General features: G+C 71.6%; 21 protein-coding genes. 9 read left to right on the forward strand and 12 right to left on the reverse strand.

Going from position 1 to position 24,250, the window contains the following annotated elements:
• Positions 1 to 45: 45 nt before the first annotated feature.
• Together AC6EH9_RS16950 and AC6EH9_RS16955 are read left to right on the forward strand one after the other, a co-directional pair.
• Positions 46 to 1,734 carry an FAD-dependent oxidoreductase gene (locus AC6EH9_RS16950; RefSeq protein ID WP_498424745.1) on the forward strand — a complete coding sequence of 563 codons (1,689 nt, stop codon included), beginning with the start codon at positions 46 to 48 and terminating at the stop codon, positions 1,732 to 1,734.
• Between the two features lie 76 nt (positions 1,735 to 1,810).
• Positions 1,811 to 3,424 (forward strand): ABC transporter substrate-binding protein, encoded by a 1,614-nt coding sequence (locus AC6EH9_RS16955; RefSeq protein ID WP_498424747.1) that lies wholly within the window; start codon positions 1,811 to 1,813, stop codon positions 3,422 to 3,424.
• 617 nt (positions 3,425 to 4,041) lie between these two features.
• Here AC6EH9_RS16955 and AC6EH9_RS16960 read toward each other — a convergent pair.
• The 5 genes from AC6EH9_RS16960 to AC6EH9_RS16980 are packed head-to-tail and all read right to left on the reverse strand — an operon-like array spanning position 4,042 to position 9,802.
• Complete coding sequence (locus AC6EH9_RS16960; protein ID WP_498424749.1) at positions 4,042 to 5,109, reverse strand: acyl-CoA dehydrogenase family protein; 1,068 nt, start codon at positions 5,107 to 5,109, stop codon at positions 4,042 to 4,044.
• A 1-nt stretch (position 5,110) separates the two neighbouring features.
• Entirely contained in the window at positions 5,111 to 6,118 is a 1,008-nt protein-coding gene (locus AC6EH9_RS16965; protein WP_498424750.1) for an acyl-CoA dehydrogenase family protein, read from the reverse strand.
• A complete protein-coding gene (locus AC6EH9_RS16970) occupies positions 6,115 to 7,296 on the reverse strand; it encodes an acyl-CoA dehydrogenase family protein (protein ID WP_498424752.1) in 1,182 nt (393 codons plus the stop codon). Before AC6EH9_RS16970 ends, AC6EH9_RS16965 begins: the two co-directional genes overlap by 4 nt.
• Positions 7,296 to 8,189 carry an enoyl-CoA hydratase gene (locus tag AC6EH9_RS16975; RefSeq protein WP_498424755.1) on the reverse strand — a complete coding sequence of 298 codons (894 nt, stop codon included), beginning with the start codon at positions 8,187 to 8,189 and terminating at the stop codon, positions 7,296 to 7,298. Before AC6EH9_RS16975 ends, AC6EH9_RS16970 begins: the two co-directional genes overlap by 1 nt.
• Positions 8,186 to 9,802: a FadD3 family acyl-CoA ligase gene (locus tag AC6EH9_RS16980; RefSeq protein WP_498424756.1), complete on the reverse strand. Its 1,617-nt coding sequence runs from the start codon at positions 9,800 to 9,802 to the stop codon at positions 8,186 to 8,188. Before AC6EH9_RS16980 ends, AC6EH9_RS16975 begins: the two co-directional genes overlap by 4 nt.
• A gap of 103 nt (positions 9,803 to 9,905) precedes the next feature.
• Here AC6EH9_RS16980 and AC6EH9_RS16985 point away from each other — a divergent pair, with 103 nt between their 5' ends.
• From AC6EH9_RS16985 to AC6EH9_RS17000, 4 genes are read left to right on the forward strand one after another with little or no spacing between them, the layout of a single operon-like run.
• The gene (locus AC6EH9_RS16985) at positions 9,906 to 11,123 is read left to right on the forward strand and encodes an acyl-CoA dehydrogenase family protein (RefSeq protein WP_498424757.1); all 1,218 of its coding nucleotides are present in this window, start codon (positions 9,906 to 9,908) and stop codon (positions 11,121 to 11,123) included.
• Positions 11,120 to 11,923 (forward strand): SDR family oxidoreductase, encoded by an 804-nt coding sequence (locus AC6EH9_RS16990; protein ID WP_498424759.1) that lies wholly within the window; start codon positions 11,120 to 11,122, stop codon positions 11,921 to 11,923. Before AC6EH9_RS16985 ends, AC6EH9_RS16990 begins: the two co-directional genes overlap by 4 nt.
• 20 nt (positions 11,924 to 11,943) lie before the next feature.
• On the forward strand, positions 11,944 to 12,540 hold the full coding sequence (locus AC6EH9_RS16995; protein WP_498424761.1) for a TetR/AcrR family transcriptional regulator: 597 nt from the start codon (positions 11,944 to 11,946) through the stop codon (positions 12,538 to 12,540).
• A 28-nt stretch (positions 12,541 to 12,568) separates the two neighbouring features.
• Positions 12,569 to 13,732 carry an acetyl-CoA C-acetyltransferase gene (locus tag AC6EH9_RS17000; protein WP_498424764.1) on the forward strand — a complete coding sequence of 388 codons (1,164 nt, stop codon included), beginning with the start codon at positions 12,569 to 12,571 and terminating at the stop codon, positions 13,730 to 13,732.
• A 140-nt stretch (positions 13,733 to 13,872) separates the two neighbouring features.
• Here the strand turns inward: AC6EH9_RS17000 and AC6EH9_RS17005 are convergent, their stop codons facing one another.
• The 5 genes from AC6EH9_RS17005 to AC6EH9_RS17025 form a co-directional block, all read right to left on the reverse strand.
• Positions 13,873 to 14,418, reverse strand: a complete 546-nt coding sequence (locus AC6EH9_RS17005; RefSeq protein ID WP_498424766.1) for a hypothetical protein — start codon at positions 14,416 to 14,418, stop codon at positions 13,873 to 13,875.
• Positions 14,419 to 14,577: 159 nt separating this feature from the next.
• A complete protein-coding gene (locus AC6EH9_RS17010) occupies positions 14,578 to 16,242 on the reverse strand; it encodes a hypothetical protein (protein ID WP_498424768.1) in 1,665 nt (554 codons plus the stop codon).
• 84 nt (positions 16,243 to 16,326) lie between these two features.
• Positions 16,327 to 17,298, reverse strand: coding sequence for a YihY/virulence factor BrkB family protein (locus AC6EH9_RS17015; RefSeq protein ID WP_498424770.1), 972 nt, complete (start codon positions 17,296 to 17,298; stop codon positions 16,327 to 16,329).
• Positions 17,299 to 17,341: 43 nt separating this feature from the next.
• Positions 17,342 to 18,298 (reverse strand): hypothetical protein, encoded by a 957-nt coding sequence (locus AC6EH9_RS17020; RefSeq protein ID WP_498424772.1) that lies wholly within the window; start codon positions 18,296 to 18,298, stop codon positions 17,342 to 17,344.
• 98 nt (positions 18,299 to 18,396) lie between these two features.
• The gene (locus AC6EH9_RS17025) at positions 18,397 to 18,921 is read right to left on the reverse strand and encodes a superinfection immunity protein (RefSeq protein ID WP_498424773.1); all 525 of its coding nucleotides are present in this window, start codon (positions 18,919 to 18,921) and stop codon (positions 18,397 to 18,399) included.
• Positions 18,922 to 19,117: 196 nt separating this feature from the next.
• Here AC6EH9_RS17025 and AC6EH9_RS17030 point away from each other — a divergent pair, with 196 nt between their 5' ends.
• The 3 genes from AC6EH9_RS17030 to AC6EH9_RS17040 all read left to right on the forward strand — a co-directional run bounded on the left by AC6EH9_RS17030 (position 19,118) and on the right by AC6EH9_RS17040 (position 21,277).
• Positions 19,118 to 19,300, forward strand: coding sequence for a hypothetical protein (locus AC6EH9_RS17030; protein WP_498424774.1), 183 nt, complete (start codon positions 19,118 to 19,120; stop codon positions 19,298 to 19,300).
• Positions 19,301 to 19,388: 88 nt separating this feature from the next.
• Entirely contained in the window at positions 19,389 to 20,102 is a 714-nt protein-coding gene (locus AC6EH9_RS17035) for a hypothetical protein (protein ID WP_498424775.1), read from the forward strand.
• Between the two features lie 89 nt (positions 20,103 to 20,191).
• The gene (locus AC6EH9_RS17040) at positions 20,192 to 21,277 is read left to right on the forward strand and encodes an ABC transporter permease (RefSeq protein WP_498424777.1); all 1,086 of its coding nucleotides are present in this window, start codon (positions 20,192 to 20,194) and stop codon (positions 21,275 to 21,277) included.
• Positions 21,278 to 21,314: 37 nt separating this feature from the next.
• Here AC6EH9_RS17040 and AC6EH9_RS17045 read toward each other — a convergent pair whose 3' ends face one another.
• Positions 21,315 to 22,874, reverse strand: a complete 1,560-nt coding sequence (locus AC6EH9_RS17045; RefSeq protein WP_498424779.1) for a peroxidase family protein — start codon at positions 22,872 to 22,874, stop codon at positions 21,315 to 21,317.
• Between the two features lie 306 nt (positions 22,875 to 23,180).
• A complete protein-coding gene (locus AC6EH9_RS17050) occupies positions 23,181 to 23,567 on the reverse strand; it encodes a hypothetical protein (protein ID WP_498424780.1) in 387 nt (128 codons plus the stop codon).
• Between the last annotated feature and the right edge of the window lie 683 nt (positions 23,568 to 24,250).

Consider the following 24,250-nt stretch of genomic DNA (forward strand, 5'->3'; position numbering starts at 1 on the left):
CATGGATGCTGTGGCTCCGCCTTCCCCTCGTTCCCGGAGACGCCTGTGCCCGACCCCCTCGACGCCCCTGACACCCCCGACACCACGCCGTACGACCTCGCCGTGATCGGCGCCGGCCCGCTCGGTATGGCGACCGCGCGCCACGCCGCCGAGTCCGGGGCGCGGGTGCTGCTGATCGGACCCGAGGAGCCGGAGGACACCGCGTCGCACGAGGGCACCTGGGCGGGCTACTACGACCAGGGTCGGCTGTGCCACGTCCTCGAGGTGCCGCTGGCGACCTCGCTGCTCACGATGCGCAGCCGGCGCCGGTTCGATGGGCTGATCGCGCGCACGGGGGTCGACTTCCTGACGCCCACGCACTCGGTGACGGTGCTGCCGGACGGCGCCACCTCCTCGCTCTGGTTCGACCGTGAGCTGCTGGCCCGCAACGCGGCCGACCTGGGCGTCGCCGTCGACCACCTCGACGCCGACCAGCTCGCCGCGGCGTACCCGAGCCTGACCTTCCCGCCCGGCCACGTCGCGCTGCGCGAGCAGGACGCCTTCATCCTCAACCCGCGCGCGCTGGTCCGTGCGGAGCTGACGGCGGCCATCGCGGCCGGTGCCGAGCTGGTGCGCGACGAGGTGGTCGCCACCACCCGCGTCGCCGGCGGTGTCCGGGTGACCTCGCGCGGCGGAGCCTCGTGGACCGCCGACCGCGTCGTCCTGGCCACCGGCGCCGCGACGAACGCGACCGGGCTGCTGGAGCGGCCGCTGAGGACGACCACCTACGGCGCCACCGTGGTGCTGGCCGAGGTCAGCGGACCCGAAGCCGTCCAGATGCCGACGATGATGATGATGAAGGTCCGCGAGGGCGCGATGGCCTACGGCGGCATCGTGATGGCGCCCGTGCAGTACCCCGACGGCCGCTGGTACCTGAAGACCTCCGGGAGCAGCCTGCTGGCCAACCCGCTGACCGGCCGCGACGAGATCGCCGCCTGGGTGCGCACCGGCGGTCGGGCCGCGGACGTCGAGGAGGCGCGCGAGCTGCTGAGCGAGCTGCTGCCCGGCGTCGAGATCCTCTCCATGCGGACCCGGCCGTGCCTGGTCTGCGCCACCCACTCCGACCGCCCCTACATCGACTGGGCCGACGACCGGACCGTGGTGCTCGTCGAGGGCGAGCGCGGCGCCATGGCCGCCGACGAGATCGGCCGGCTGGGCGCCGAGCTGGTCCTGTCGGGGCAGTGGCGCGACTCGATCCCGCACGAGGTCTTCGCGGCGGCGTGGGACGAGGCCGCCCCGACGACCGTGGAGGCTCCCGCCGTCGAGAGCCGGTACGACGAGGGCTCGGCCCCCGCGGCGTTCATCCCGGTGATCCCCGCGGGCCAGGAGGAGGCCTACGCCACCTGGCACCTGGCGCCGGCCGTGCGCGCCGGGGACACCCTGCACTGCTCCGGCGTCCTGGGCACCCGCGCCGACGGCTCGGTGCCCGACGACCTGGCCGAGGAGATCGACCTGGCCTTCACGAACCTGGCCCAGGTCCTCGAGGCCGGTGGCGCGCGCCTGGCCGACGTGGTGGACCTGTTGACCTTCCACCTGGACATGGCTTCGCAGGTACCGACGTTCATGCGCGTGCGCGACCTGCGCCTCAGCGCGCCCTGGCCCGCGTGGACCGCGATCGGCGCGGCCCAGATCGGCGGCGGCCGGCCCGGTCCGCGCCTGGAGATCAAGGCCACCGCACGCGTCGTACCCGACTGAGCACGCCTCACCCCCCGCTTGCCTGTCTGACTGTCTGCCTGTCTACCTGTCTGAATCCTGACCTGGAGGAACCCCCGTGAACTCGACCCCTGGCGTCCGTCTCGCCGTCGCTGCCGTCGTCAGCGCCCTGTTGTTGTCCGCATGCGCGTCGTCGGAGGACGACGACGCCGACGAGAAGAAGGGCGCCTCGGTGGACCGCGGGCGCTACTCGTTCGGCGTGATCGGCGAGCAGCCCGAGGCCGGCGACCCGGTCGACGGCGGGACGCTGAACTTCGCCGACTACGGCGAGATCCGCAGCCTCAGCCCCGCCGCCAGCTACGCCACCGGAGCCTCCGGCGGCGGCGCGATGGTCGCGGTCTACGACACCCTGATGACCCTCGACACCGAGACGCAGCAGTTCGAGCCGAAGCTGGCCGAGTCGCTGGAGAGCAGCGAGGACCTGAAGACCTGGACGCTGACCCTGCGCGAGGGCGTGAAGTTCTCCGACGGCACGCCGCTGGACGCCAAGGCCGTGGTCGGCAGCATCAACTGGTACATGAAGAACCAGGGCGTGGACACCGCGATGCTCGCGCCGAACCTGGCCGGGATGGACGTGAAGGACGAGCGCACGGTCGTCTTCAACCTCAACAACGCCTGGGCGCGGTTCCCGGCCATGCTGTCCCAGGCGGTGGGGATGATCGTCGCCCCGGCGTCGTACGCGGGCGCGGAGTTCAAGCCGATCGGCGCCGGCGCGTTCATGCTCGACGAGTACAAGCCGGCCGAGGAGCTCACCCTGGTCGCTAACAAGGACTACTGGGACGGCGCCCCGCACCTCGACGGCATCCGGATCTTCTGGCCGCTCGCCGACGAGGCCAAGCTGGACGCGCTCGAGGACGGCAGCGCGGACGTGGCGTTCATCCGTGACCCGAAGGTGGTCCACGAGGTGGTCGATGCCGACATGGCCGGCCATCTGACGCTGACCAGCCTGGGCAACAACCTCTCGATCAATCACCGCGAGGGCTACCCGGGCTCCGACCCGCGCGTGCGCAAGGCGATCGCACTGGCCTACGACCCCGAGCTCGACTACAAGCGCTCTTACGACGGCAAGGGCATGGCGGGCACGGAGATGTTCCCGCCGGAGTCCAAGTGGGACACCAGCGACGCCGCGCTCGAGGGTGACCTGGAGGAGGCCAAGAAGCTGGTCGAAGAGGCCAAGGCCGACGGCTTCGACGGTGTGATCAGCTACCTCGACGGCACCGACCCGACCTCGCGCACCCAGGCGGTGGCGATGAAGGCGATGCTTGAGCGGGTCGGCTTCACCGTGAAGACCGACCTGGTCGCCTCGATCGCCGACCAGACAAACCGGGTCTTCGTCGACCACGACTTCGACCTCGCCCGCGGCGCGCTCAGCGTCTCGGAGTCCGACCCCTACCACCGCCTGGTCGGCAGCCTGAGCTCGACGAGCTACGGCAACGAGACCGGCTACGCCTCCGAGGAGATGGACGCCGCGCTCGCGGATCTGCAGGCCGCCGACACCGACGAGGAGATCCAGGCCGTCCTCGACGAGATCCAGGACCTCTTCAACCAGGACGTGCCGCTCGTCGTCACCGGCGCCAATGCGGCCGTGCACGCCTGGAACGAGAACGTGCACGGCGTGGAGCTGGGCGCGGAGTACATGCCCGACTTCGCTGACGCCTGGCTCGCCAAGTAACCAGTAACCCCACACCCCAGCCCCAGCCCAGCCCCAGCCCAGCCCAGCCCCCAGCCCCCAGGGCCCCGCCCACCCCGCCCCACGCCGACCCGTCACTCCCTCGACCAAACACGCCGAGCTCGGCGGAGCGAGTGACGGGTCGGCGCGGGCGGATGCGGGCGGATGGGGTGGCGCGGGGTCCGTCGCTGCGTGGCGGGACCCAGCTCTCCGCGAAACGGGCGTGGGGCGCGGAGCCTCTATCGGATGAGGGCCGGCGCCGTCCGGCCAGCGGAAACTCGTGGTGACCGGCAGGTAACTGGAGCATCCCAGGCACCAGGTGCGTGAGGATCTCCAGTTACCTGCCAGTTGGGACGTGCGCGCCGCCATACCGGGGGAGTTGGCGTCGTGTGAGGTCTGTCGGGCGACGACGATCAGCGAGGGAATCTCAGGCGCCGCACCAGCCGCGTCGACGCATCGGAGTCCGGTACGGCGCGCCGCGGCGTGCGTCGTACGAACCGGGATGAGCCGTCCCCACCCGCCGACCCGTCACTGGCTCCGCCGTACACGGCGTGTCTGGTCGAGCGAGTGACGGGTCGGCAAGCGGGGGGGGAGGGGAGAGGGGGTGGAGATGGGTGGGGTTAGAGGGGGAGGAGGGCGCGGTGCTGGTGGGGGCGGCCGTAGAGCTGGGTGAGGGCGTGGGCGCGCTTGAAGACCAGCTGCGCGTCGTGCTCCCAGGTGATCGCGATCCCGCCGTGCAGCTGCACGGTCTCGGCGGCGATGCGGCCCACCGCATCCCCCGTGTACGACGCGGCGACAGCCGCGAGGCGAGCGGAGTCCTCCGAGCCGAGCGAGACGGCGTGCCCGGCGGCCAGCGAGGCCGAGCGGGACATCTCCAGCAGCATCAGCATGTCGGCCATCCGGTGCTTGAGCGCCTGGAAGGACCCGATCGGGCGGCCGAACTGCTCGCGCTCCTTGGCGTAGGCCACGGTCATGTCCAGCGCGCGCTGGCCGCAGCCGACGGCGAGCACCGAGACCGCCGCGGCGCCGACCACATGCGCCCGCTCGAGCGCAGCAGAGGCCGAGCCGCCCAGCCGGGTCGCCGGGGTCTCCTCGAAGGTCAGCGTGGCCAGCCGCACGGTGGTGTCCATCGCCTGGGTGCGGGTCCGGGTCACCGCCGCCGGGTCGACCTCGAACAGCGCGACGCCGTCCTCGGCCTGGGCCGCGACCACCAGCACAGTGGCGACGTCCCCGTCGAGGACGCAGGAGACGCTCCCGCTCAGCAGGTCACCCGTGGCCCGCACCGGCTCCTCGCCGGGCAGGCTCGCGGTCCCCGACCAGGCCAGCGTGGCGGGCTCGCCGGCCGCGACCCGCGGCAGCAGCCGCGCGCAGGCGTCGGCGTCGCCGGTGGCCAGCAGCGCCTCCGCGGCGACCAGTGAGGCCAGCAGGGGGGAGGGCGCCAGCGCCCGGCCCAGCTCCTCGAGCACCACGAACGTCTCGAACAGCGAGAACCCGGCGCCGTCGTACTCCTCGGGGATGCCCAGCGCCACGGCGCCGATCTGCTCGCACAGCGTCGCCCACAGCGCCTCGTCGTACCCGCTCGGCGACTCGGCCGCCGACCGGACGGCCTGGCTGTCGGCGCGCCGCTCCAGCAGCGACCGCACGGTCGAGGCCAGCTCCTGCTGCTCCTCGGAGAGCCCGAACTCCATCTCAGACCCCCTGCCCAACGGACGAAGCGGACGAGGCGGACGAAGCGGCCGAAGCCGACGAGGCGACCAGCGCGTCCAGGATCCGCGCCCGGTGGTACGCCGTGGTGCCCCAGGCGGCGACCAGCGCGCGCACCTTGGTGATCCACAGGCTCAGGTCGAACTCAGAGGTGTAGCCGATCGCGCCGTGCACCTGCAGCGCGGTGCGCGAGGCGCGGTAGGCGGCGTCCGCGGCGGCGACCTTCGCCGCCGACACGTCGCGCGAGAAGTCCTCCGAGCCGTCCGACAGCGCGGCCCCGAGGACCAGCGGCCGGGCGAAGTCCAGCGCGATCCGGACGTCGGCGAGCTGGTGCTTGATGGCCTGGTAGGACCCGATCTCGCGCCCGAACTGCTTGCGCTGCTTGACGTAGGAGACGCTGTCGGCGAGCAGCCGCTCCCCGGCGCCGAGCAGCTGCGCGGCGCAGGCCAGCACGGCGAGGTCGAAGGCCCGCTCGAGGTCGCCACCGGCGACCGCGGCGCCCGGCGTCACCGAGAACAGCCGCCGCGTCCCGTCCACCGAGCGGCGCAGCTCACCGGCTCTGGCGCCCGCGGGCGCGCCGTCGGTGACGGCGTACAGGTGCTCGGCGACGTCCGCGTCCAGCGCGTACGGCGTGTGCGGGGCGACCGCGACGCTCCCGACCGCGCCCTCGGCGAGCGCGGCCACGACCGCCTCGTCAGCCAGCGCGACCGGCAGGTACGCCGCGGACTCCACCCAGGGACCGGGCACGGCGTGGCGGCCCAGCGTCTCCAGGGCGATCGCCAGCTCGACGGCGCTGGCCCCCATGCCGCCGGACTCCTCGGGCACCAGCAGCGCGTTCACGCCCTGCTCGGCCAGCCGCGACCACAGCTTGAGCCCGGGCGCGGTGTCGTCGGCGGCCCAGGCGCGGGCCACCGCGACGGTGTCGGACGCGTTCAGCAGCGCGTCGAGGGAGGAGGCGAAGTCCTCCTGGTCGGACGTGAGCACGAACCTCATCGGGTCGCTCCCTTCGACTCGCTCTTCACGGTGCTTCCCTTCGGCTCGCGGGGCAGACCCAGGATCCGCTCCGCCACGATGTTGCGTTGGATCTCGTTGGTCCCGGCGTAGATCGGCCCGGACAGCGAGAACAGGTACCCGTCGGTCCACGCCGACTCGAGCTCGGACTCCGCGCCCAGCAGGTCGAGCGCGGTCTCGTGCAGCGCGATGTCGAGCTCGGACCAGAAGACCTTGTTGACCGACCCGGCCGCGCCCATCTCGCCGCCGCCGGCGAGCCGGGTGACGGTGCCCCAGGTGTAGAAGCGGTAGGCCTGCGCCTTGAGCCACGCGTCCACCACCCCGTCGGCGGCCGACGGCACGTCAGCCCCGCGCGAGCGCCACAGCGACACCAGCCGGTCCGCGGCGGCGCAGAAGCGGCCCGGGGAGCGCAGCGAGAGCCCGCGCTCGTTGCCGGCGGTGCTCATCGCCACCCGCCAGCCGTCGCCGGGCGCGCCGAGCACGTCGGCGTCGGGCACGAAGACGTCCTCGAAGAAGATCTCCGCGAACCCGGCCTCGCCGTCGAGCTGGGCGATCGGGCGCACGGTGATGCCGGGCGCGTCGAGCGGGAAGAGGAAGTAGGTGAGCCCGTTGTGGCGCGCCGCCTCGGGGTCGGAGCGGAACAGCCCGAAGCCCCAGTCGGCGTACGACGCCCGCGAGGACCAGGTCTTCTGCCCGTTCAGCACCCAGCCGCCGCGCGCCTCGTCACGGCGCGCGGTCGAGCGCAGCGACGCCAGGTCGGAGCCCGCCTCGGGCTCGGACCAGGCCTGCGCCCAGACCTTCTCGCCGGTGGCCATCGAGGGCAGGAAGCGGTCCTGCTGCTCGGGGGTGCCGTGGTCGAAGATGATCGGGGCGAGCAGGAAGATGCCGTTCTGGGAGACCCGGCCGGGCGCGCCGGCGCGGTAGTACTCCTCCTCGAAGATCACCCACTCGACCAGCGAGGCCTCACGGCCGTGGTAGGCCTTCGGCCAGGAGACCACCGACCAGCGGGCCTCGGCCAGCTTGGCCTCCCACTCCTGGTGGGCGCGGAAGCCGGCCTCGGTGTCCATCGAGGGCAGCGGCGTGCTGGGCACGTTGGCGGCCAGCCAGGCGCGGGCCTCGGCCTGGAACTCGAGCTCGGCGGGGGAGAGGGTCAGATCCATCAGCGGGTGCCTGCCTGCTTCGTGTCGTCGTCTGCGTGCTTCCTGTTGTGCGCGGCCATCGCCTTGGCGTCGAGGCCACCGAGGGAGTCGCGCGACACCTCGGCGTTGTGGGCGTGGGCGAAGTGGTGCAGCCCGAACACCGAGTCCATCCCGGCGCGCAGGCCCTGGAGGTCCTCGGCCTGGTTGACCGCCTTCTTGGTCAGCGCCAGCCCGAAGCGCGGCATCGCCGCGATCCGCTCGGCCATCGCCAGCACGGTCTCCTCGAGCTCCGCGCGGGCCACCACCTGGTTGACCATGCCGAGCTCGCGGGCGCGCTCGGCGCCGAACCGGTCGCCGGTGTAGAGCAGCTCCTTGGCGGCGCGCGGGTTCATCACCCACGGGTGCGCGAAGTACTCCACCCCGGGGATCCCCATCCGCACCACCGGGTCGGCGAAGAACGCGTCCTCGGAGGCGACGATGAAGTCGCACGACCAGGCCAGCATCAGCCCGCCGGCGATACAGGCGCCGTGCACCATCGCGATCACCGGCTTGGGGATCTCGCGCCAGCGCCGGCACATGCCGAGGTAGACCTCGGACTCGCGGGCGAAGCGGGAGTCGCCGCCCTCCTTGTCGGTGTGGTCCCACCAGATCACCGCGCGGCGCTCGAAGCTCTGGTCGACGTCACGCCCCGGGGTACCGATGTCGTGGCCGGCGGAGAAGTGCTCGCCGTTGCCGGACAGCACGATCACCTTGACCGTGTCGTCGTCGACGGCGCGGGTGAACGCCGCGTCGAGGGCGTAGGTCATCGCGCTGTTCTGCGCGTTGCGGTACTCGGGCCGGTTCAGCCGGATCCGCGCGACCGCGCCCTCGACGTCGTAGGTGACGACCTCGGGGGCCGTGGGGGTGGCGCTCAACTGCCGCTCCTCAGCTCGTTCTTCAGGATCTTGCCGGACAGGTTGCGCGGCAGCTCGTCGACGAAGACGACCTCGCGCGGCACCTTGAACTTGGCCAGCCGCTCGCGCAGCCCGTCCAGGACCTGCCCGGCGGTGAGGGTGCTGCCCGGGCGGCGTACGACGTGGGCCAGGCCCACCTCGCCCATCCGCTCGTCGGGCACGCCGACCACGGCGGCGTCCAGGACGCCCTCGACGCGGGTCAGCGCCTGCTCGATCTCGGCCGGGTAGACGTTGAAGCCGCCGGAGATGTACATGTCCTTGAGCCGGTCGGTGATCGCGAGGTAGCCGCGCTCGTCGACCTTGCCGACGTCGCCGGTACGCAGCCAGCCGTCGGGGTCGATGGCCTCGGCGGTCGCCTTCGGGTCGTCGAGGTAGCCCTGCATCACCATCGGGCCGCGCAGCTGGACCTCGCCCTCCTCGCCCGGGCCGCGCTGGACACCGCTCTCGGGGTCGACGATGCGCAGCTCGAGACCCTCGACCGGCAGGCCGCAGGTCGCGGCGACCAGCTCGGCGGGGTCGCCGGGGCGGCACATGGTGGCCACGACGCACTCGGTCATCCCGAAGGCGGTGACCACGGTCTCGATGGCGAGGTCGCGCTGCATCATCTCGATCACCGAGACCGGAACCGTCGCGGCGCCGGTGACCGCGACCCGCAGCGAGCTCAGGTCGCGCCGGCCGATGCCGGGGGAGGTGCCGATCGAGTGGAAGATCGTCGGTGCTCCGGCCAGGACGGTGATCCGCTCCTCCTCGATGAGCCGGATGGTCTCGGCGACGTCGAAGGTGGCCTGCGGGTGCATGGTCGCGCCGTTGAGCAGGCAGACCAGGATCCCGGCCTTGTAGCCGAACGAGTGGAAGAACGGGTTCACCAGCAGGTAGCTGTCGCCCTCGGTGACGGCGACGGTCTCGCCCCACACCTGGGCGGCGCTGATCGTCTGGCGGTGCGCGGTGAGCACGCCCTTGGAGCGGCCGGTGGTGCCGGAGGTGAACAGGATGTCGGCGATGTCGTCGGGGGAGACCGCCCCCGCGCGCTCGTCGACGGCGGCGAGGTCGCCGGCGAGTCCGGCCAGCGCGTCGTACGGCGTGATGTGGGCGGGTGTGGCGCCCTCGCCGATCCGCACGACCGCGCGCAGGTGGGGCAGGCCGGGGACCAGGTCCTCGTCGGCGTGGGCGCGGTGGGCGTTCGGCAGCGCCTCGGCGGCCCGGACGACCTCGCGGAGCTGCCCGCGCCCGAGGAACCCGTCGGCCAGCACCAGCAGCGAGGCGCGCGTGCGCTCGGCGATCTCGACGACCTCGTGGCCGGTGTAGCGGGTATTGGCGGGCACCAGCGTGGCGCCGGCGTAGCTGACGGCCAGCGCGGCGACGATCCACTCGCGGCTGTTCGGCGCCCAGACCACCACCCGGTCGCCGGGGCGCACGCCGAGCGCGACGTACCCGCCGGCGGTGGCGCGGACCTGGTCGAGCAGCTCGGCGTACGACGTGCGGTCGCCGGCGTCGACCACCGCCGCGCGGGCGCCGAAGGACTGCGCGGCTCGGCGCAGAGCGGCGGGCAGCGTGAGTGGCTGGTCCGATGACATCGCGGTCCTCCCTGGTCGGGCGCCGGGGACCGACGACACGGTTCCCAAGCAAGTGCTTGGTAGGCTACCTTAGCCCGACCCGATGCCGAGAGGAACCCATGCCGTGGATCTGAGCTACTCCGCCGAGGACCAGGCCTTCCGGGCCGAGGTCCGGGCGTGGCTGGACGAGCACCTGGTCGGTGACTTCGCCGCCCTGAAGGGACTGGGCGGCCCCGGCCGCGACCACGAGGCCCACGAGGAGCGGCTGGCCTGGAACCGGCACCTGGCCGCGCACGGCTGGACCGCGCTGGGCTGGCCCACCGAGTACGGCGGGCGCGGGCTGAGCCTGATGCAGCAGGTGATCTTCTACGAGGAGTACGCCCGCGCCGACGCGCCGGCCACCGTGAACCACCTGGGCGAGCAGCTGCTCGGCCCCACCCTGATCGCGTTCGGCACCGAGGAACAGAAGAAGCGCTTCCTGCCCGGCATCGTCGCGGTCGAGGAGCTGTGGTGCCAGGGCTACTCCGAGCCCGGAGCCGGCTCCGACCTGGCCGCGGTGGCCACCCGGGCCCGCCTCGACGGTGAGGAGTGGGTCGTCGACGGGCAGAAGGTGTGGACCTCGCTGGCCCACCTGTCGGACTGGTGCTTCGTGATCGCGCGCACCGAGCCCGGCTCGCAGCGCCACGCCGGGTTGTCGTTCCTGCTGGTGCCGATGGACCAGGACGGCGTCGAGGTCCGCCCGATCGAGCAGCTCACCGGCGGCTCGGAGTTCAACGAGGTCTTCTTCACCGGCGCCCGCACCGGCGCCGACATGGTGGTCGGGGAGCCCGGCAAGGGCTGGGGTGTGGCGATGGGGCTGCTCGGCTTCGAGCGCGGCGTCTCCACCCTGGGCCAGCAGGTCGGCTTCGCCCGCGAGTTCGAGGGTGTCGTCGAGCTGGCGCGGCGCACCGGCGCGCTCGAGGACCCGGTGCTGCGTGACCGGCTGGCGAGCGCGAAGGTCGAGCTCGAGGTGATGCGGCTCAACGCGATGCGCGGGCTCTCCGCGGTCGCCGGCGGCTCGGACTCCTCCGCCGGCGGGGGAGCGGCCTCGATCGCGAAGCTGGTCTGGGGCAACTGGCACCGCCGCCTCGGCGAGCTGGCGATGGAGGTCGCCGGCCCGGCCGGGCTGACCGCCAAGGCCGAGGGCGCCTACGAGCTCGACCAGTGGCAACGACTCTTCCTGTTCTCGCGCGCCGACACCATCTACGGCGGCAGCGACGAGGTCCAGCGCAACATCCTCGCCGAGCGTGTGCTCGGCCTTCCCCGTGAGCCGAAGGCTCCCACCCGAGAGGCACGTGCATGAGCGTCCAGCGTCCCGAGCAGCCCACCCCCGCCTACGTCGCGGGCCACGACCTGCTGGCCGGCAAGGTGGTCGTGGTGACCGCCGCCGCCGGCGCCGGCATCGGCGCCTCCGTCGTACGACGCGCGCTGGAGGAGGGCGCCAAGGCGGTGATCTTCTCCGACACCCACGCGCGCCGGCTCGCCGAGGCCGAGACCGCGCTGGGCGAGGAGTTCGGGGCCGAGCGGGTGCGCAGCCTGGTCTGCGACGTCACCGACGAGGCCCAGGTGGCTGCGCTGCTCGACGCCGCGGACGAGTTCGGCGGCGTCGACATCATGATCAACAACGCCGGCCTGGGCGGTACCGTCAACGTGATGGAGATGACCGACGAGCAGTGGTCGCGCGTCCTCGACATCACGCTGACCGGCACCTTCCGCTGCGTGCGCGCGGCCAGCAACAAGATGGTCGCCGCCGGCAAGCGCGGCGTGATCGTCAACAACGCCTCGGTGATCGGCTGGCGCGCCCAGGAGGGCCAGGCCCACTACGCCGCCGCGAAGGCCGGGGTGATGGCGCTGACCCGCTGCGCCGCCCTGGACGTGGCCCCGCACGGGATCCGGATCAACGCGGTCTCGCCGAGCCTGGCCATGCACCCGTTCCTGGCCAAGGTGACCAGCGACGAGCTGCTCGCCGAGCTCAAGCAGCGCGAGGCGTTCGGCCGGGCCGCCGAGCCGTGGGAGGTCGCCAACGTGATGGTGTTCCTGGCCAGCGACTACGCGTCGTACATGACCGGCGAGGTCGTGTCCGTCAGCAGCCAGCACGCCTGAGACCCCGACAGGAGCCTGCCATGTCCCCCGCCGCCACCGGACCCTCCCGGCGCGCCGAGCTGCTCGCGATCGCCGCGCGGCTCTTCGCCGAGAAGGGCTTCAAGAACACCACGGTGCGCGACATCGCGGACGCGGCCGGCATCCTGTCGGGCAGCCTGTACCACCACTTCGACTCCAAGGAGTCGATGGTCGACGAGATCCTGCGCAGCTTCCAGGAGGAGCTGTTCGGCGCCTATGACGAGGTGCTGCGCAGCGACGACGACCCGCGCACCAAGATCGAGCGGGTGGTGCGGCTCTCGTTCGAGGCGATCGACCAGCACCGCCACGAGGTCGCGATCTACCAGAACGAGGCCGACTACCTCGGCGGGTTCGAGCGCTTCTCCTACCTCGCCGAGCGCCAGGCGCAGCTGCGCCAGGTCTGGATGACGCTGCTCACCGAGGGCGTCGAGGCCGGCGTGCTGCGCGACGACCTGGACCTGGTGCTGGCCTACCGCTTCGTGCGCGACACCGTCTGGGTCGCCGTGCGCTGGTACCGCCCCGGCGGCGAGACCTCGCACCACGTGGTCGCCGACCAGTACCTCTCGATCCTGCTCGACGGCATCGCCGCCAAGTCCTGAATTTTCCCTGTCACCTGAGGAGACCCCCATGCCCGAGGCCTACATCGTCGACGCCGTCCGCACGCCCGTCGGCAAGCGGGGCGGCGCGCTCGCCGCGATGCACTCCGCCGACCTGGGCGCGCACTCGCTGTCCGCGCTGATGCGTCGTACCGGCGTCGACCCGGGTGCGGTGGACGACGTGATCATGGGCTGCTGCGACACGATCGGCTCCCAGGCCGGCGACGTGGCGCGCACGGCGTGGCTGGTCGCGGGGCTGCCCGACCACGTGCCCGGCGTGACCATCGACCGTCAGTGCGGCTCCTCGCAGCAGGCGGTGCACTTCGCCGCGCAGGGCGTGATGTCGGGGACCCAGGACCTGGTCGTCGCCGGCGGCCTGCAGAACATGTCCGCGATCCCGATCTCCGCGGCGATGTTGGTCGCCGACCAGTACGGCTTCACCACCCCGTTCGCGCAGTCGCCGGGCTGGCAGGCGCGCTTCGGTGACGTCGAGGTCTCCCAGTTCAACTCCGCGGAGATGATCGCGGAGAAGTGGGACATCTCGCGCGAGGAGATGGAGGAGTTCGCGCTCGCCTCGCACACCCGGGCGCGTACGGCGATCGCCGAGGGCCGCTTCGCCGGCGAGATCGAGGCCGTCACCCTCGCTGACGGCACCGTGTTCGACACCGACCAGTGCCCGCGCGAGACCTCGCTGGAGAAGATGGCCGGGCTGCAGCCGCTGGCTCCGGGCGGGCGGATCACCGCGGGGGTCGCCTCGCAGATCTGCGATGCCTCCTCGGCGATGCTGATCGCCTCCGAGCAGGCGGTGAAGGACCACGGCCTGACCCCGCGGGCGCGGATCCACCACCTCTCGGTGCGCGGCGACGACCCGATCTGGATGCTCACCGGCCCGATCCGCGCGACCGCGCACGCGCTGGAGAAGACCGGCATGTCCATCGACGACTTCGACCTCTTCGAGTGCAACGAGGCCTTCGCCTCGGTCGTGCTGGCCTGGATGAAGGAGACCGGCGCGCCGCACGAGAAGGTCAACGTCAACGGCGGCGGCATCGCCCTGGGCCACCCGATCGGCGCCACCGGGACGCGCCTGATGACGACGATGCTCAACGAGCTCGAGCGCACCGGCGGCCGGTTCGGGCTGCAGACGATGTGTGAGGGCGGCGGCCAGGCGAACGTGACGATCATCGAGCGTCTCTGAAGGGCCCGGACCTCGTCGTAAGTGAAACGAGCCCGCCCGCCGCATTGTGCGGCGGGCGGGCTCGTGTCGTCGGGGTCGGGACCAGTCAGGCCGGTGATTCCTGAGCCTCTGCCCAAGCACCTGCCAGATGCTCGGTGATCTCAACCTCTCCGAAGGTTGGAGACGTACGCCGAATCGCCCTGGGGGTTACCGTGGTTCGCGCCCTTCACCTGAGACCAGGCCAGGAACGACGCTCGACGGCCGTAGAGCAGTTCGTCGTCGAGTGAGATCCGAACACTGTCCCTCCTGAAGTCCCATTCCGCCGTGGCATACCGGGACGGCAGTGACTTGAACGAGTCTGTGGAGCTGCTGACGATGACCCGTTTCTCTCCGCGGACGTACTTCGTCACGACCTGGATAGTGGTCCCACCGCGCCGCATGTACTTGCAGACCAGCACCGTTTTCTTCCTGCTGAGACGCTCCATGTTGATTCGGATCACGACGGAGTCTTCTCGATAGGAGAACGACGCACTCTTCAGGTTCTGGGTTGGCACTGAACGGTTGTAGTCGTCACGGACCATCTCGGACGCGCTGTGGGCAGGGGGAGTCACAAACAGTGAACTGGCGAGCAGCAGCGGGATCAGGACAGCACTTCGAGCCATGGGCGAATCATCCTTTGCGGTTCGTTTGTCTTGGTTGAAGTTCACGAGGATGCCGCTGTGCCGCCCTGCCCCGGACTCGAAGCGAGATGCGATGCGCCAGACCGAGCGGCCGCGGCGCTCAGCGTACGAAGATGAGGCGGATCGTTCTAGGGCACAGCGATGTTGCCAGGAGCCCAGGTCACGCCCGAGGGCCGCACTTCCCAGTCAGCCTCCGGTGCTGTGGAAGCGCCACTGCCCGCCCACGCGGTGCAGCTCTCCGTCGATGCTGCCGTTGCGGCCGTCGAGGACCGCGGCGACTCGGATGACCTGGCCCGGGCGCGAGGATCCGTAGTTGTCCGCCTGATCGATGATGACGCCGTAGCACTCGTTCGCAGGGGCGGCCCAGGCGGGGATCGGGGTGATCGGGGAGGCGGGTCCCCAACGGCGGGCCGTGACCGGGGCGACGCTCCAGGTCGGGCGGCACCTTGCTTGGTCGTCGGGATTGCCTGTGACCCGGATCGCGGTGTCCCCGAAGATGGCGACCGCGTCGACCGTGGGCTCGGCCAGCGGCAGGTCGACGACCTGGAACTCCTCGGCCCCGGCGCGCCAGACCAGCGTGCGGTCGCGGCCACTGGCCAGCACCAGCGCCGCGCTCGTCTGCGACTGTGTGTCGTAGGCCGGCTCGGTCAGGGACTCGGCGACCCACGTGTTGCCGTCGGCGCTCGCCAGCGCGACGCCGGTGCTGGGCGGGGGAGCGTCGTCGTACTGGGTGCCCCACGCCGAGCCGCGCGGCCAGCACAGCACCAGGTACATCACGTCGGTGTGCTCGTAGACGGTGTCGGGCTCGGCGTACTGGCACGCCTGTCCGGGCTCGGCTCGCGCCACCGTCCGCGGGGGTGACCAGGTCTCCTCGCCGGCGGGGCGTCGCTGGGCGACGATGCGGCGCTGGTCCGGTGAGCCGACCGCGACGGTGGACCCGTCGTCGAGGTCGGTGAGCAGCATCGGGAACCCGTCGTCGGTGCCGAGGGCCAGCAGTCCGCCGGCGTCCGGCAGGTCGTCGACCCAGCGACCGCCCTCGAGGGCGAAGGTGACCTCGGCGTCGATGGGCCGGTCGTAGAACGAGACCTTCTTGCCGTCCGTCTCCAGCAGTTCCGCGCTGCAGGCGCCCTGCTCCCGCGGCGCGGTGGAGGCGACGACCTCCAGCTCGGTCCGGTGCGGTTCAGCGATCCAGAGGTCGAAGACACAGACACCGGCGTCGTCTCGCCCCACGATCGTCGCGAGGCTGCCGTCGGCGAGCAGACGCACGTCCGGCACCCCGAGCACCTCCTCGGGTGCGATGGGCGGCCCGGTGAGGACGACGTCCTCCCAGGCGTCAGCCCCGTCGCGCCAGATCGCGAAGGCCAGGGAGTCCTCGTCGGTGGGCACGGCGGCGAACTCGCCGTCCGCGTCCACCATCGGGAGGCCGGCGACGTCTTGGCGCACCGTCTCGCACGAGAAGTCTCGGCAGACTGCGGCGTCGAGACGTGCGTGCGTCTCGCGCTCGTCGTCGTCGTAGGCGTACCAGGCGGTGTGCACGACGGCGGTGTCACCGGCTGCCTGCAGGGTGACCGTGGAGGCCTCCAGCCCAGGGCCCTCCACCAGGCGCTTCGGCTCGGTCCATCCGGAGCCGTCTGCCTCGCGCCACTGGAGGAGGAACTTCTCGCCGTCGCCTCCGACGGCGAGCTCGACACCGTCCTCCAGCGTGACCCGCTCGGCCGCCACCCCCGCATGCTCGACGAGGTCCTCGGTGAAGGCCGGTGTGGGCGGGGTGCTCGCGCATGCCGCGACGAGGAGCGCCGCCGCCGCGACCGTCGCTGCTGCCCGGATGCCGACGAGGGAGGACGGGCACATGACACATCAGTCCTTGCACAGGAGGGAGCCGGCGGTAGGTCGGTGGAGGATGTCTAGCAGAGCGAACGCAGGAGTGGCGACGCCTCAGGGGCGGTTGAGGCGCGTCGGCGTGCTGTCGGCGACGACCGCGCCCCGCTGGCCGGCCGGACGGTCCGGACCGGTCGTGGAGTCGTAGGAGGTCTGCCGCTCCGACTCGCCGTTGACGGCTGCGCCGACGACGACGAGCAGGACGGTGAGCCAGAGCCAGAGCATGCTGATCGCCACGCCCGCGAGCGAGCCGTAGGTGGTCCCGTAGGTGCCGAGGTTCTGCACGTAGGCGAACAGCGCAGCGGTGGTGGCGGCCCAGAGCACGGTGGCGCCGGTGGCTCCCCAGGTCGTCCACCGCCACTGTGGGCTCTTGCGGTCGGGGGCGAACCGGTAGAGCACGGCCAGCATCGCACCCATCAGCACCGCCAGCGCCGGCCAGACGGCCACCGCCGCCACGGCACGCACGTAGCCCGGAGCGTCGTCGATGGCCCGGGAGATCGTGCCGGCGAGGGCGATCACTGCGCCCAGCACGAGCGCGCCGCCGAGGACGAACAGCAGACCGAGGAGGGTCCGGCGCAGAAAGCCCCGGGTCTCCGTCTCGTGGTAGGCCACGGTCAGCGTGTCGATGAGAGCCACCATGGCAGTGGTGGCCGTCCACAGCGCGAGTCCGAGCCCGACGAGGCCACGCACGGTCAGCACCTCCGTCGAGGCGGTCGTGATGCTGGTCAGCTGCTCGGTGACGAGCGACTGGACCTGCGGCGGAAGCACCTCGGCCATCCGGGAGAGCTGGCTGCGGGCCTGCGCAGGCGTGTTGAGGGCGCCGTAGACCGACAGCGCGGTGACCAGCACGGGTGCGATCGACAGGACCGCGAAGAATGCGACCCCGGCGCTGAGGAAGGCAAGACGCGCCTCCACCACGTGCGCCCCGGCGCGCCGCATCAGCTGGCGCCAGCTCTGGGCAGACAGCTGTGCCGGGGCGACAGCCTCGTCGCCCCCCGCGCCTGTGCCGTTGTGCGAGCTCCTCGTCACGGGCCTCATCATTCGCCCTGGCGGCGCGGGTGTCGATGCTTGCTCACGGGGCCGGGCAGGGGCCGAACTGCTCGGTGGCCCAGACCTCCAGCTCGTCGTCGTAGGGCCCTTCCGAGACCGGCGAGCAGATGTAGCGGTCGATCTCGGCCAGGTAGGCGCCGCGGGGCCCGCGCAGGGTGTAGATCCACTCGCCGTCGCCCAGTGCCCGCAGCTGCGGGTGGGTGATCCGGTCGAGCGCACGGCGTTCGGCGGGGTCTTCGACGTCGTACGTCCTGCTCAACCGGCCGTCGGCCATCAGCGCGCCGTCCTTGAAGGCCCGCACGGCGAGGGGGAGGTCGGCGCGCTGCAGCTTCTCCCACCGGCCGAGGACCTCGGCCGGGGGGAAGCCGCTGTCGTAGCTCAGCGACGAGCCATCGGCGGCCGCGCCGCCCCAGCCGATCCGCGGGTTGTCGGGGTGGTCCGCCGCCAGCGAGGTCAACAGCCCCGGCACCTGGACGAACGTCGACCCGGCGGGGAGCGCGACCAGGTAGGTGCCGGCCACGTGATCGCCCTGGGAGACGTCCTGGGTGGTGAGCTCGACGGCGACCGACCCGCCCTCGGGGGCGGCCATGAGCCCGGTCCGGACGGCGTCGCTGACCGCGCCCGTCGAGGCGTCCGGCTCGAAGGACCGCAGCGCGACGGTGCTGGCCCCGGCGCGGACCACGAGGTCCGCCTCCTCGCCGTGGTGGGTGGAGCTGAAGGCCCGGTAGGCGGTCTCGGCCACCTCGACGACCTGGTCGGTGTCGGCGGCCCCGCTCATCTCGACGTCCAGCCTGAGCTTGCCGGAGTCCAGCGGCAGCGGCTTGGCGTAGTCCAGCTTCACCGAGGTGACATCGGGCAGGTCGGCGACGTCGGCGCGGAGCTCGTCGGCCTGCGAGCCGTGGCTGGGGTCGGCGCACCCCGCGGACAGGCTCACGACGGCGACGGCGGCGAGGATGCATGACCAGCTGATCGTTCTCATGCGAGCCATCCTGTCTGCAGAACCGGACGGGCCGCCTGAGCCGACGTACTCAGCTTGAGCCGATGCTCGCACTCAGCGCAGGCGTGCGGCTGCCCCGCTCAGTTGCGGTGGTGGACGTAGGCGACCTGGTGCGCCGTGCACGCCATCACCAGCGAGACGAGCCAGCCGACGAGGGTCCAGCCGAGCAGGAAGTTGACCAGTCCCACGGCCCAGCTGTTCGATTTGCCACGGGTCGCGGCGATGGCCCAGGGGAGCAGGTAGCCGACGCTGAGCAAGGTGAGGATCCACGCGATGGCCACCTCCGCGCCGTTGGTCCGCGCGTCGGTCACGATCAGCGGTGCCTGGTAGACCGGCCGATAGACGGGGACGGCGGCCGGCGCCCGGTGCTCGGTCCACCTCAGCCCGTCCCAGTACCGCAGTTCGCCGTAGAGCGGGTACCAGCCGGCAGGGGGCATCGCCGCCGGAGCCACATGCGGCGCGACCGCCGGCAGCGCTGACGGCGAGGTGAGGGGCTTGGTGACGTTGAGGCGCGGTACGACGTCGTCGCTGGGCGGCGACGATCCGGGAAAGGTCGAGGCGATGGGTGCCGTCTCGTCATCCTGGAAGCCGCCGTGCTGGGTCATGGGCCCATCCTGACCCTCGGCGGGGTCTGGCGCGAGAGGACGTGGAAAACAACGGGAGCGATGCCGGAAACTGGGTATCGCCTCGATGTCGTAGGCGTCCTCGAGAGCCTCCGGGCCGTTCCGATCCGTACGCCGCTGGTGAAAAGGCGGGGTGAAAGGACGAAACAATGACCGCAGAGAGCCGTAGGCTGGTGCCATGAAGCTCTTCCGACGGCGGGCCGTCGCTGCCCCGAAAGCAGAGGCTCTGGCCGAGGCGCGGGAGGCCACCGCTAGGGCACGCCGGGAGAAGGAGAAGCTCGAGCGCTACCGGGCGAAGAAGCAGGCTGACCCCGCTGACCGGATGACCATCAACCAGTGGATGGGGACCGGCGCAACATAGCAACCTGATCGCCGGCCGGCCGCGACCAGACGCGGCCGCTTCCACGAGGACGGGGGAGACCATGGTGCTGCGGTGGTACAGAGTCGGAGTGGCAGCACTGCTGGCTGTGTCCGGGGCGCTGATGTTCGCCGCCTCCTGGCAGCGCTGGTCGGGTGCCTGTGGATGGGGCGGGGCGGAGAGCTCCCGCTGCCTCGCCCGCCAGGACCACCGCTACGACATCGTCGCTCCTGCTGCGCCCTGGGAGCCGCTCGGCGAATCGGTGCAGCTGGCGGGGTGCTCGTTATTGGTCCTCTCGGTCGTCTTCGCGCTGTTGCCCAGGCTCGTGACCGGCCGGCGCCCGGGCGTCGTCATGGCTGCGGCGACGGCCGTGGTCGTGCTGGCACAGGCGGTGGTGGGCGCCGCCACCTTGAGCTCCGGACTCACCGGCGGCGTCGTACAGCCGTTCGCCTACGCCCCAGTCGTCTCCGTGTGGCTCTTCGGCCCTCCGGTCCTCCTGGTGGGGCTCGCCGTGGTTGCCCGCGGGTGGGCACGCGCCACCGTCGTCTGGCTGGTGCTGGCGACTCCGCTGGTGGCGGCGTTCTCCTATGCGGTGGGGCCCTACGACGCGCAGCCGTGGTGGGAGGCGATCTCCGGTCTCCTCACCGTCACCGCCGGGTTGTGCCTGCTGGCAGCCGTGGCGTTCGGCAGTCGCTCCCGTTCTGGGACGGGGGCCCGCCGCACCCGCGACAGGCCCTCGTTGGCGTGGCTCAGGTCCGGGCACCGGACGGGTGCCACCGACGGAGAATCGCCTTACAGTGGATAGCCAGGGCGCTCGGGCCCCGGCAGCTGCTTTCGCCGTACGGCGTCCGCGCCACGGTCGCGCGGAACCGGCACAACGGCAAGGGAGACGCCATGACATCCCAACGGGCCTCGCAGGACACCGAGCCGTCCGGCCCCACCAGCAGCGGGGGATCCACGCCGTCCCTGGCGATCGACGCGCGGGGCTCGATGATCCGGGCCGTGGCCTGGGTCCTCGGCGTGCTGTTCCTGCAGTTCGCGTTCATCTACAGCTACGTCGGCGCGTTCCATGACCCCAAGCCGCACCAGCTTGAGGTGCAGGTGGTCGTGCCCCCGGGGGCGAGCAGCCAGGGCCAGCAGCTGGTCGACCAGCTCAACGGGCTCCCCGGGGACCCCCTGGACGCCTCGCTCGCCGACTCGGAGTCGGAGGCCCGCGCCGACGTCCGCGACGGGGACGACGTCGCGGCCCTGGTGCTGCGCCCGGACCAGAGCAGCGACCTGCTGCTGGTCGCCTCCGGCGGCGGTGTCTCGGTGGAGGAGGCCGCCTCGGGGGTCCTCACCCGGGTGGTCGAGGAGCAGCAGCGGACCGTGGAGAAGGAGGACCTGGTCCCGCTGCAGAGCGGCGACGCCCGCGGACTCACCGGCTTCTACCTCGTGGTCGGCTGGGCGGTCGGTGCCTACCTGTTCCCCACGGTGGTCGCGCTGGCGCGCGGGGACCGGCCCCGGTCGGTGCGCCTCGCGGTGATCCGGCTGGCCGCGCTGGTGCCGTACGCCTTGGCCTCCGGGTTCGGGGGCGCGCTGATCGTCGGCCCGCTGCTGGACGCCCAGAGTGGCCATCTCTGGCAGTTGGGCCTGCTCGGGGCCGCGGTGTCGTTCTCGATCGCCGCACTGGCGATCGGGCTCGAGGCGCTCCTCGGGGTGATCGGGATCGGGGTGACGCTGTTGCTGATCGTGATCATCGGCAACCCGAGCGCGGGTGGGGCGTTCCAGGCGGGGGTGATGCCGACCTTCTGGCGGGTGGTCGGTGACTGGATCCCCACCGGTGCCGGCGTGGACGGGGTACGTCAGATCGTCTACTTCGACTCCGCTGCGATGACCCGCCCGCTCCTGGTCCTGGCGGCGTACGCCGTGGTGGGCATCGTCCTCACGTTGCTCGTCTCCGGGCGGGGTCGCCGCCCGGAGCTCTTGATGAGCGCCTGAGCCAGTAGGCCCGCAGTGTGCCTCGGTGGTCGCAGCCCTACCGGCCGGGCAGGTTGGTGACCTCCAAGCCGTGTCCGGACGCCGTGACCAGGTCCGGCATCGAGAAGCTCTCGGTCTTCGACTCCAGGAAGGGCGTCCACGTCGGCTCGTTGCGCAGATAGGAGGAGGGATCCTTCACGAGCAGCCCGAGGAAGACCTCGGCCACGATGCGGCCACCCACCGGCCCGAGGTGGTGTCCCTCGGCGCGCACCATCGCCTCGCGCAAGACGTAGTACCACAGCGGAGCCGGTCCGCCGTCGGGCAGTTCGAGCTCGTCATCGGTGAGCGGGGTGACGCCCATCGCGGCGGCGACGTCCTGTCCGGACGGCAGGGCCAGCCGCGCGCCCCGGGTCAGGTTGCGGTCGATGAGCGAGGGGCGGTCGCCGCCGATCTCGACCGGCAGCTGGGCCAGTGGGTCGGACAGCTTGGTGTCGATGAGTCGGGTGAGCTGCAGTTCGCCGTCGCCGGCTCCGTCCACCTCGAAGAACCGTCGCCACTCGATCGTCCAGAACGGGGGCAGGACCCGGAACCCCCCGAACTGCTGCAGGGCGAGCGCCGGGTCGTTGGTGGCCCCGGGCAGGAAGGTCGACAGGTCCTGGACCAGGGTGTTGAGCGAGTACTTGCCGCGGATCTGGGAGTGGCCGAAGCGATACGCCGCGACCGCGAACTCGACCGGCATGTACGGCGCGGCGCTTCGCGGTTGGTAGAACTCCAGGTTCACCTTCGGGACGGCGGTTGTCTCGTCGAAGACCTCGTCGAGCATCTCCTGTCCGACGGTGCGACGCAGGTAGTCATGGACGACGACCCACTGGTAGTGCCAGCGGACCACTCGCTGGGCGGTCTCGAAGATGCTCTCGCTGCCTCGGCGGAGGCCGGGCTCGGCGTGGACCCGCTCGACCATCTTGTTGTGGAACTTCAGCATCGTCAGCTGCAGTTGGCTGACGAAGGTGTTCTCGTCGTTGCGCGGGTCGCCGATCAGGGCGGTGTTCTGGCTGTTGCGGGGCAGGTCGTCCTCGTCGTCGTGGCGGCCGATGAGCAGCATGTCCTCGAAGTCGGGGCGCTTGTCGTACATGAAGGCGTCGTCGGCGGGTCCGCGGCCGTAGATGCAGTCGAGGTCGAAGCGTGGGGAGCGGAAGTTCGTCAGCGCGTCCGGGTCGTTCTGCCGGGTCAGGCTGGAGACCGGGTCGAAGGTGAGATCGTGGTCGATGAACTGGCCGAGATAGGTGTAGCCCGCGGGGATGGTGGGGTTGTTCAGCGCGGGGTCACCGCTGGCGTCGCCCTCGGTCATGGCCGCGCCGATCGCGGCGATGCGGTCCCTGCCCGGCACGAAGGGCGGAAGGCGGAACATCCGGCCGAAGCGGCCCTCGAACAGTTGTGAGACCGGCAGGTACGCGAGGCCGCGCTGCTCGTAGCCGTGACCGCGCGCCGGGCGGTGTGGTGATCCGAAGCCGCGCGCCGACGCGGCTTGGTTGACCAGCTCCTCGGTGGGCCGGCCGTCGCTGTTCTGGAAGAGGGTTGCGGACTCGTTCGTGGTGCTCGCGGATTCGATGGGGCACATGCGCGCTCCCGGAGGTCGGGTGGCGGAGTTGCAGGTACGCCCACCGGGCCGACGGCCCGTGGGGCGTGGGCGCCCGCGCGGGCGCATCGGGTCTGCTCGTGAGGACACCGCAACCTGAGTGCGCTACGGCGTCGAGGCGCGTCCATGTTTCCACCGGGGGCTCGGCGGGAGCAATAGGCAGATGTGGTGATAGCCGGGGCAGCCGGCTGGAGCTACGCCCTGTCAGGCAGAGAGAGGACCGGCTCTGTCGCCGGCGTTGGAGTGAGTCCACAACCCATCTGGTGTGGCATGCCCGCGCGGTGAGGGTCAGCGCATCCGGATGGTGCGCGACTTGCCGGCGCCTCCCACCTTCGTGACCCGCACCTGGAAAGTACCCGTGCCCCTGGTGTTGCGACGGTTCTTGTCGATGTTGATGTCCCCGGCCCTGTTTGCGCGGTGCACCTTGTTGTAGAAGCGCTTGCCGTCGTGCCGCAGGACGACTCGCCACGTACTGCCGGGCCTGGCATCGTCGATGTCCACCTCGACCTCGAAACGGCCGTCGTCCTTGTCCACCGAGAAGTCGACCTCAGCACCCGCGACGCGGAACTCCCTCTCCTTGCGGGGGCCGTCGGCGTGGGCCGGGCTGGCGATCAAGGGAGCGGCGAAGAGGGCGGTGGCGCCGATGGTGCCGATGATCTTGCGGCTGTACGTCATGGCGTGCTCCTTTTCGTTGCTGCTGCAACTCTTGGGCCCGAGAACGCCGGGCACCTGGCCGTACCCAGTCGAACACTTCCCATGCTCCGCGCAGGATCCCGGCGCGTGGGGCGGGGCGTGGCGGGGGTGCACCGGCGGGATGCGGGGCGTACGGCGTGCGCCGGGGCCCGAGGGGCGCCAGTCCGTGATGGCGCGGATGCGCGGCCCGCGAGTGGCTGGGCGTGACCCGCAGGTGAGCGGATGGGGTGACTCGCGGGTAACTGGAGGATCCCGTGCACCTGGTGCGTGCGATCCTCCAGTTACCTGAGGGTAGGCGCGCGGCGCGGGGCATTGCGGGGATGCGCCGGCGGGATGCGGGGGCTACGGCGCGCGCCGGGGCCCGTGGGGCGACGTCCGCGATGGCGCGGCTCAGCGCGGCCCGCAGGCAAGCGGCTGGGCGTGACCCGCAGGTGAGCGGCTGGGCGTGACCCGCGGGTGAGCGGATGCGGGGTGACTCGCGGTAACTGGAGGATCCCGTGCACCTGGTGCGTGCGATCCTCCAGTTACCCGTGGGTAGGCGCGCGTGGCGGGGGTGCACCGGCGGATGCGGGGCGTACGGCGTGCGCCGGGGGCCGAGGGGGCGCCAGGCCGATGGCGCGGATGAGGCGGGTGCGGCTTAGCGGGCGGTGTGACGCCTGCTGCCT

The organism is Nocardioides sp. Z21_20 (assembly GCF_059766585.1).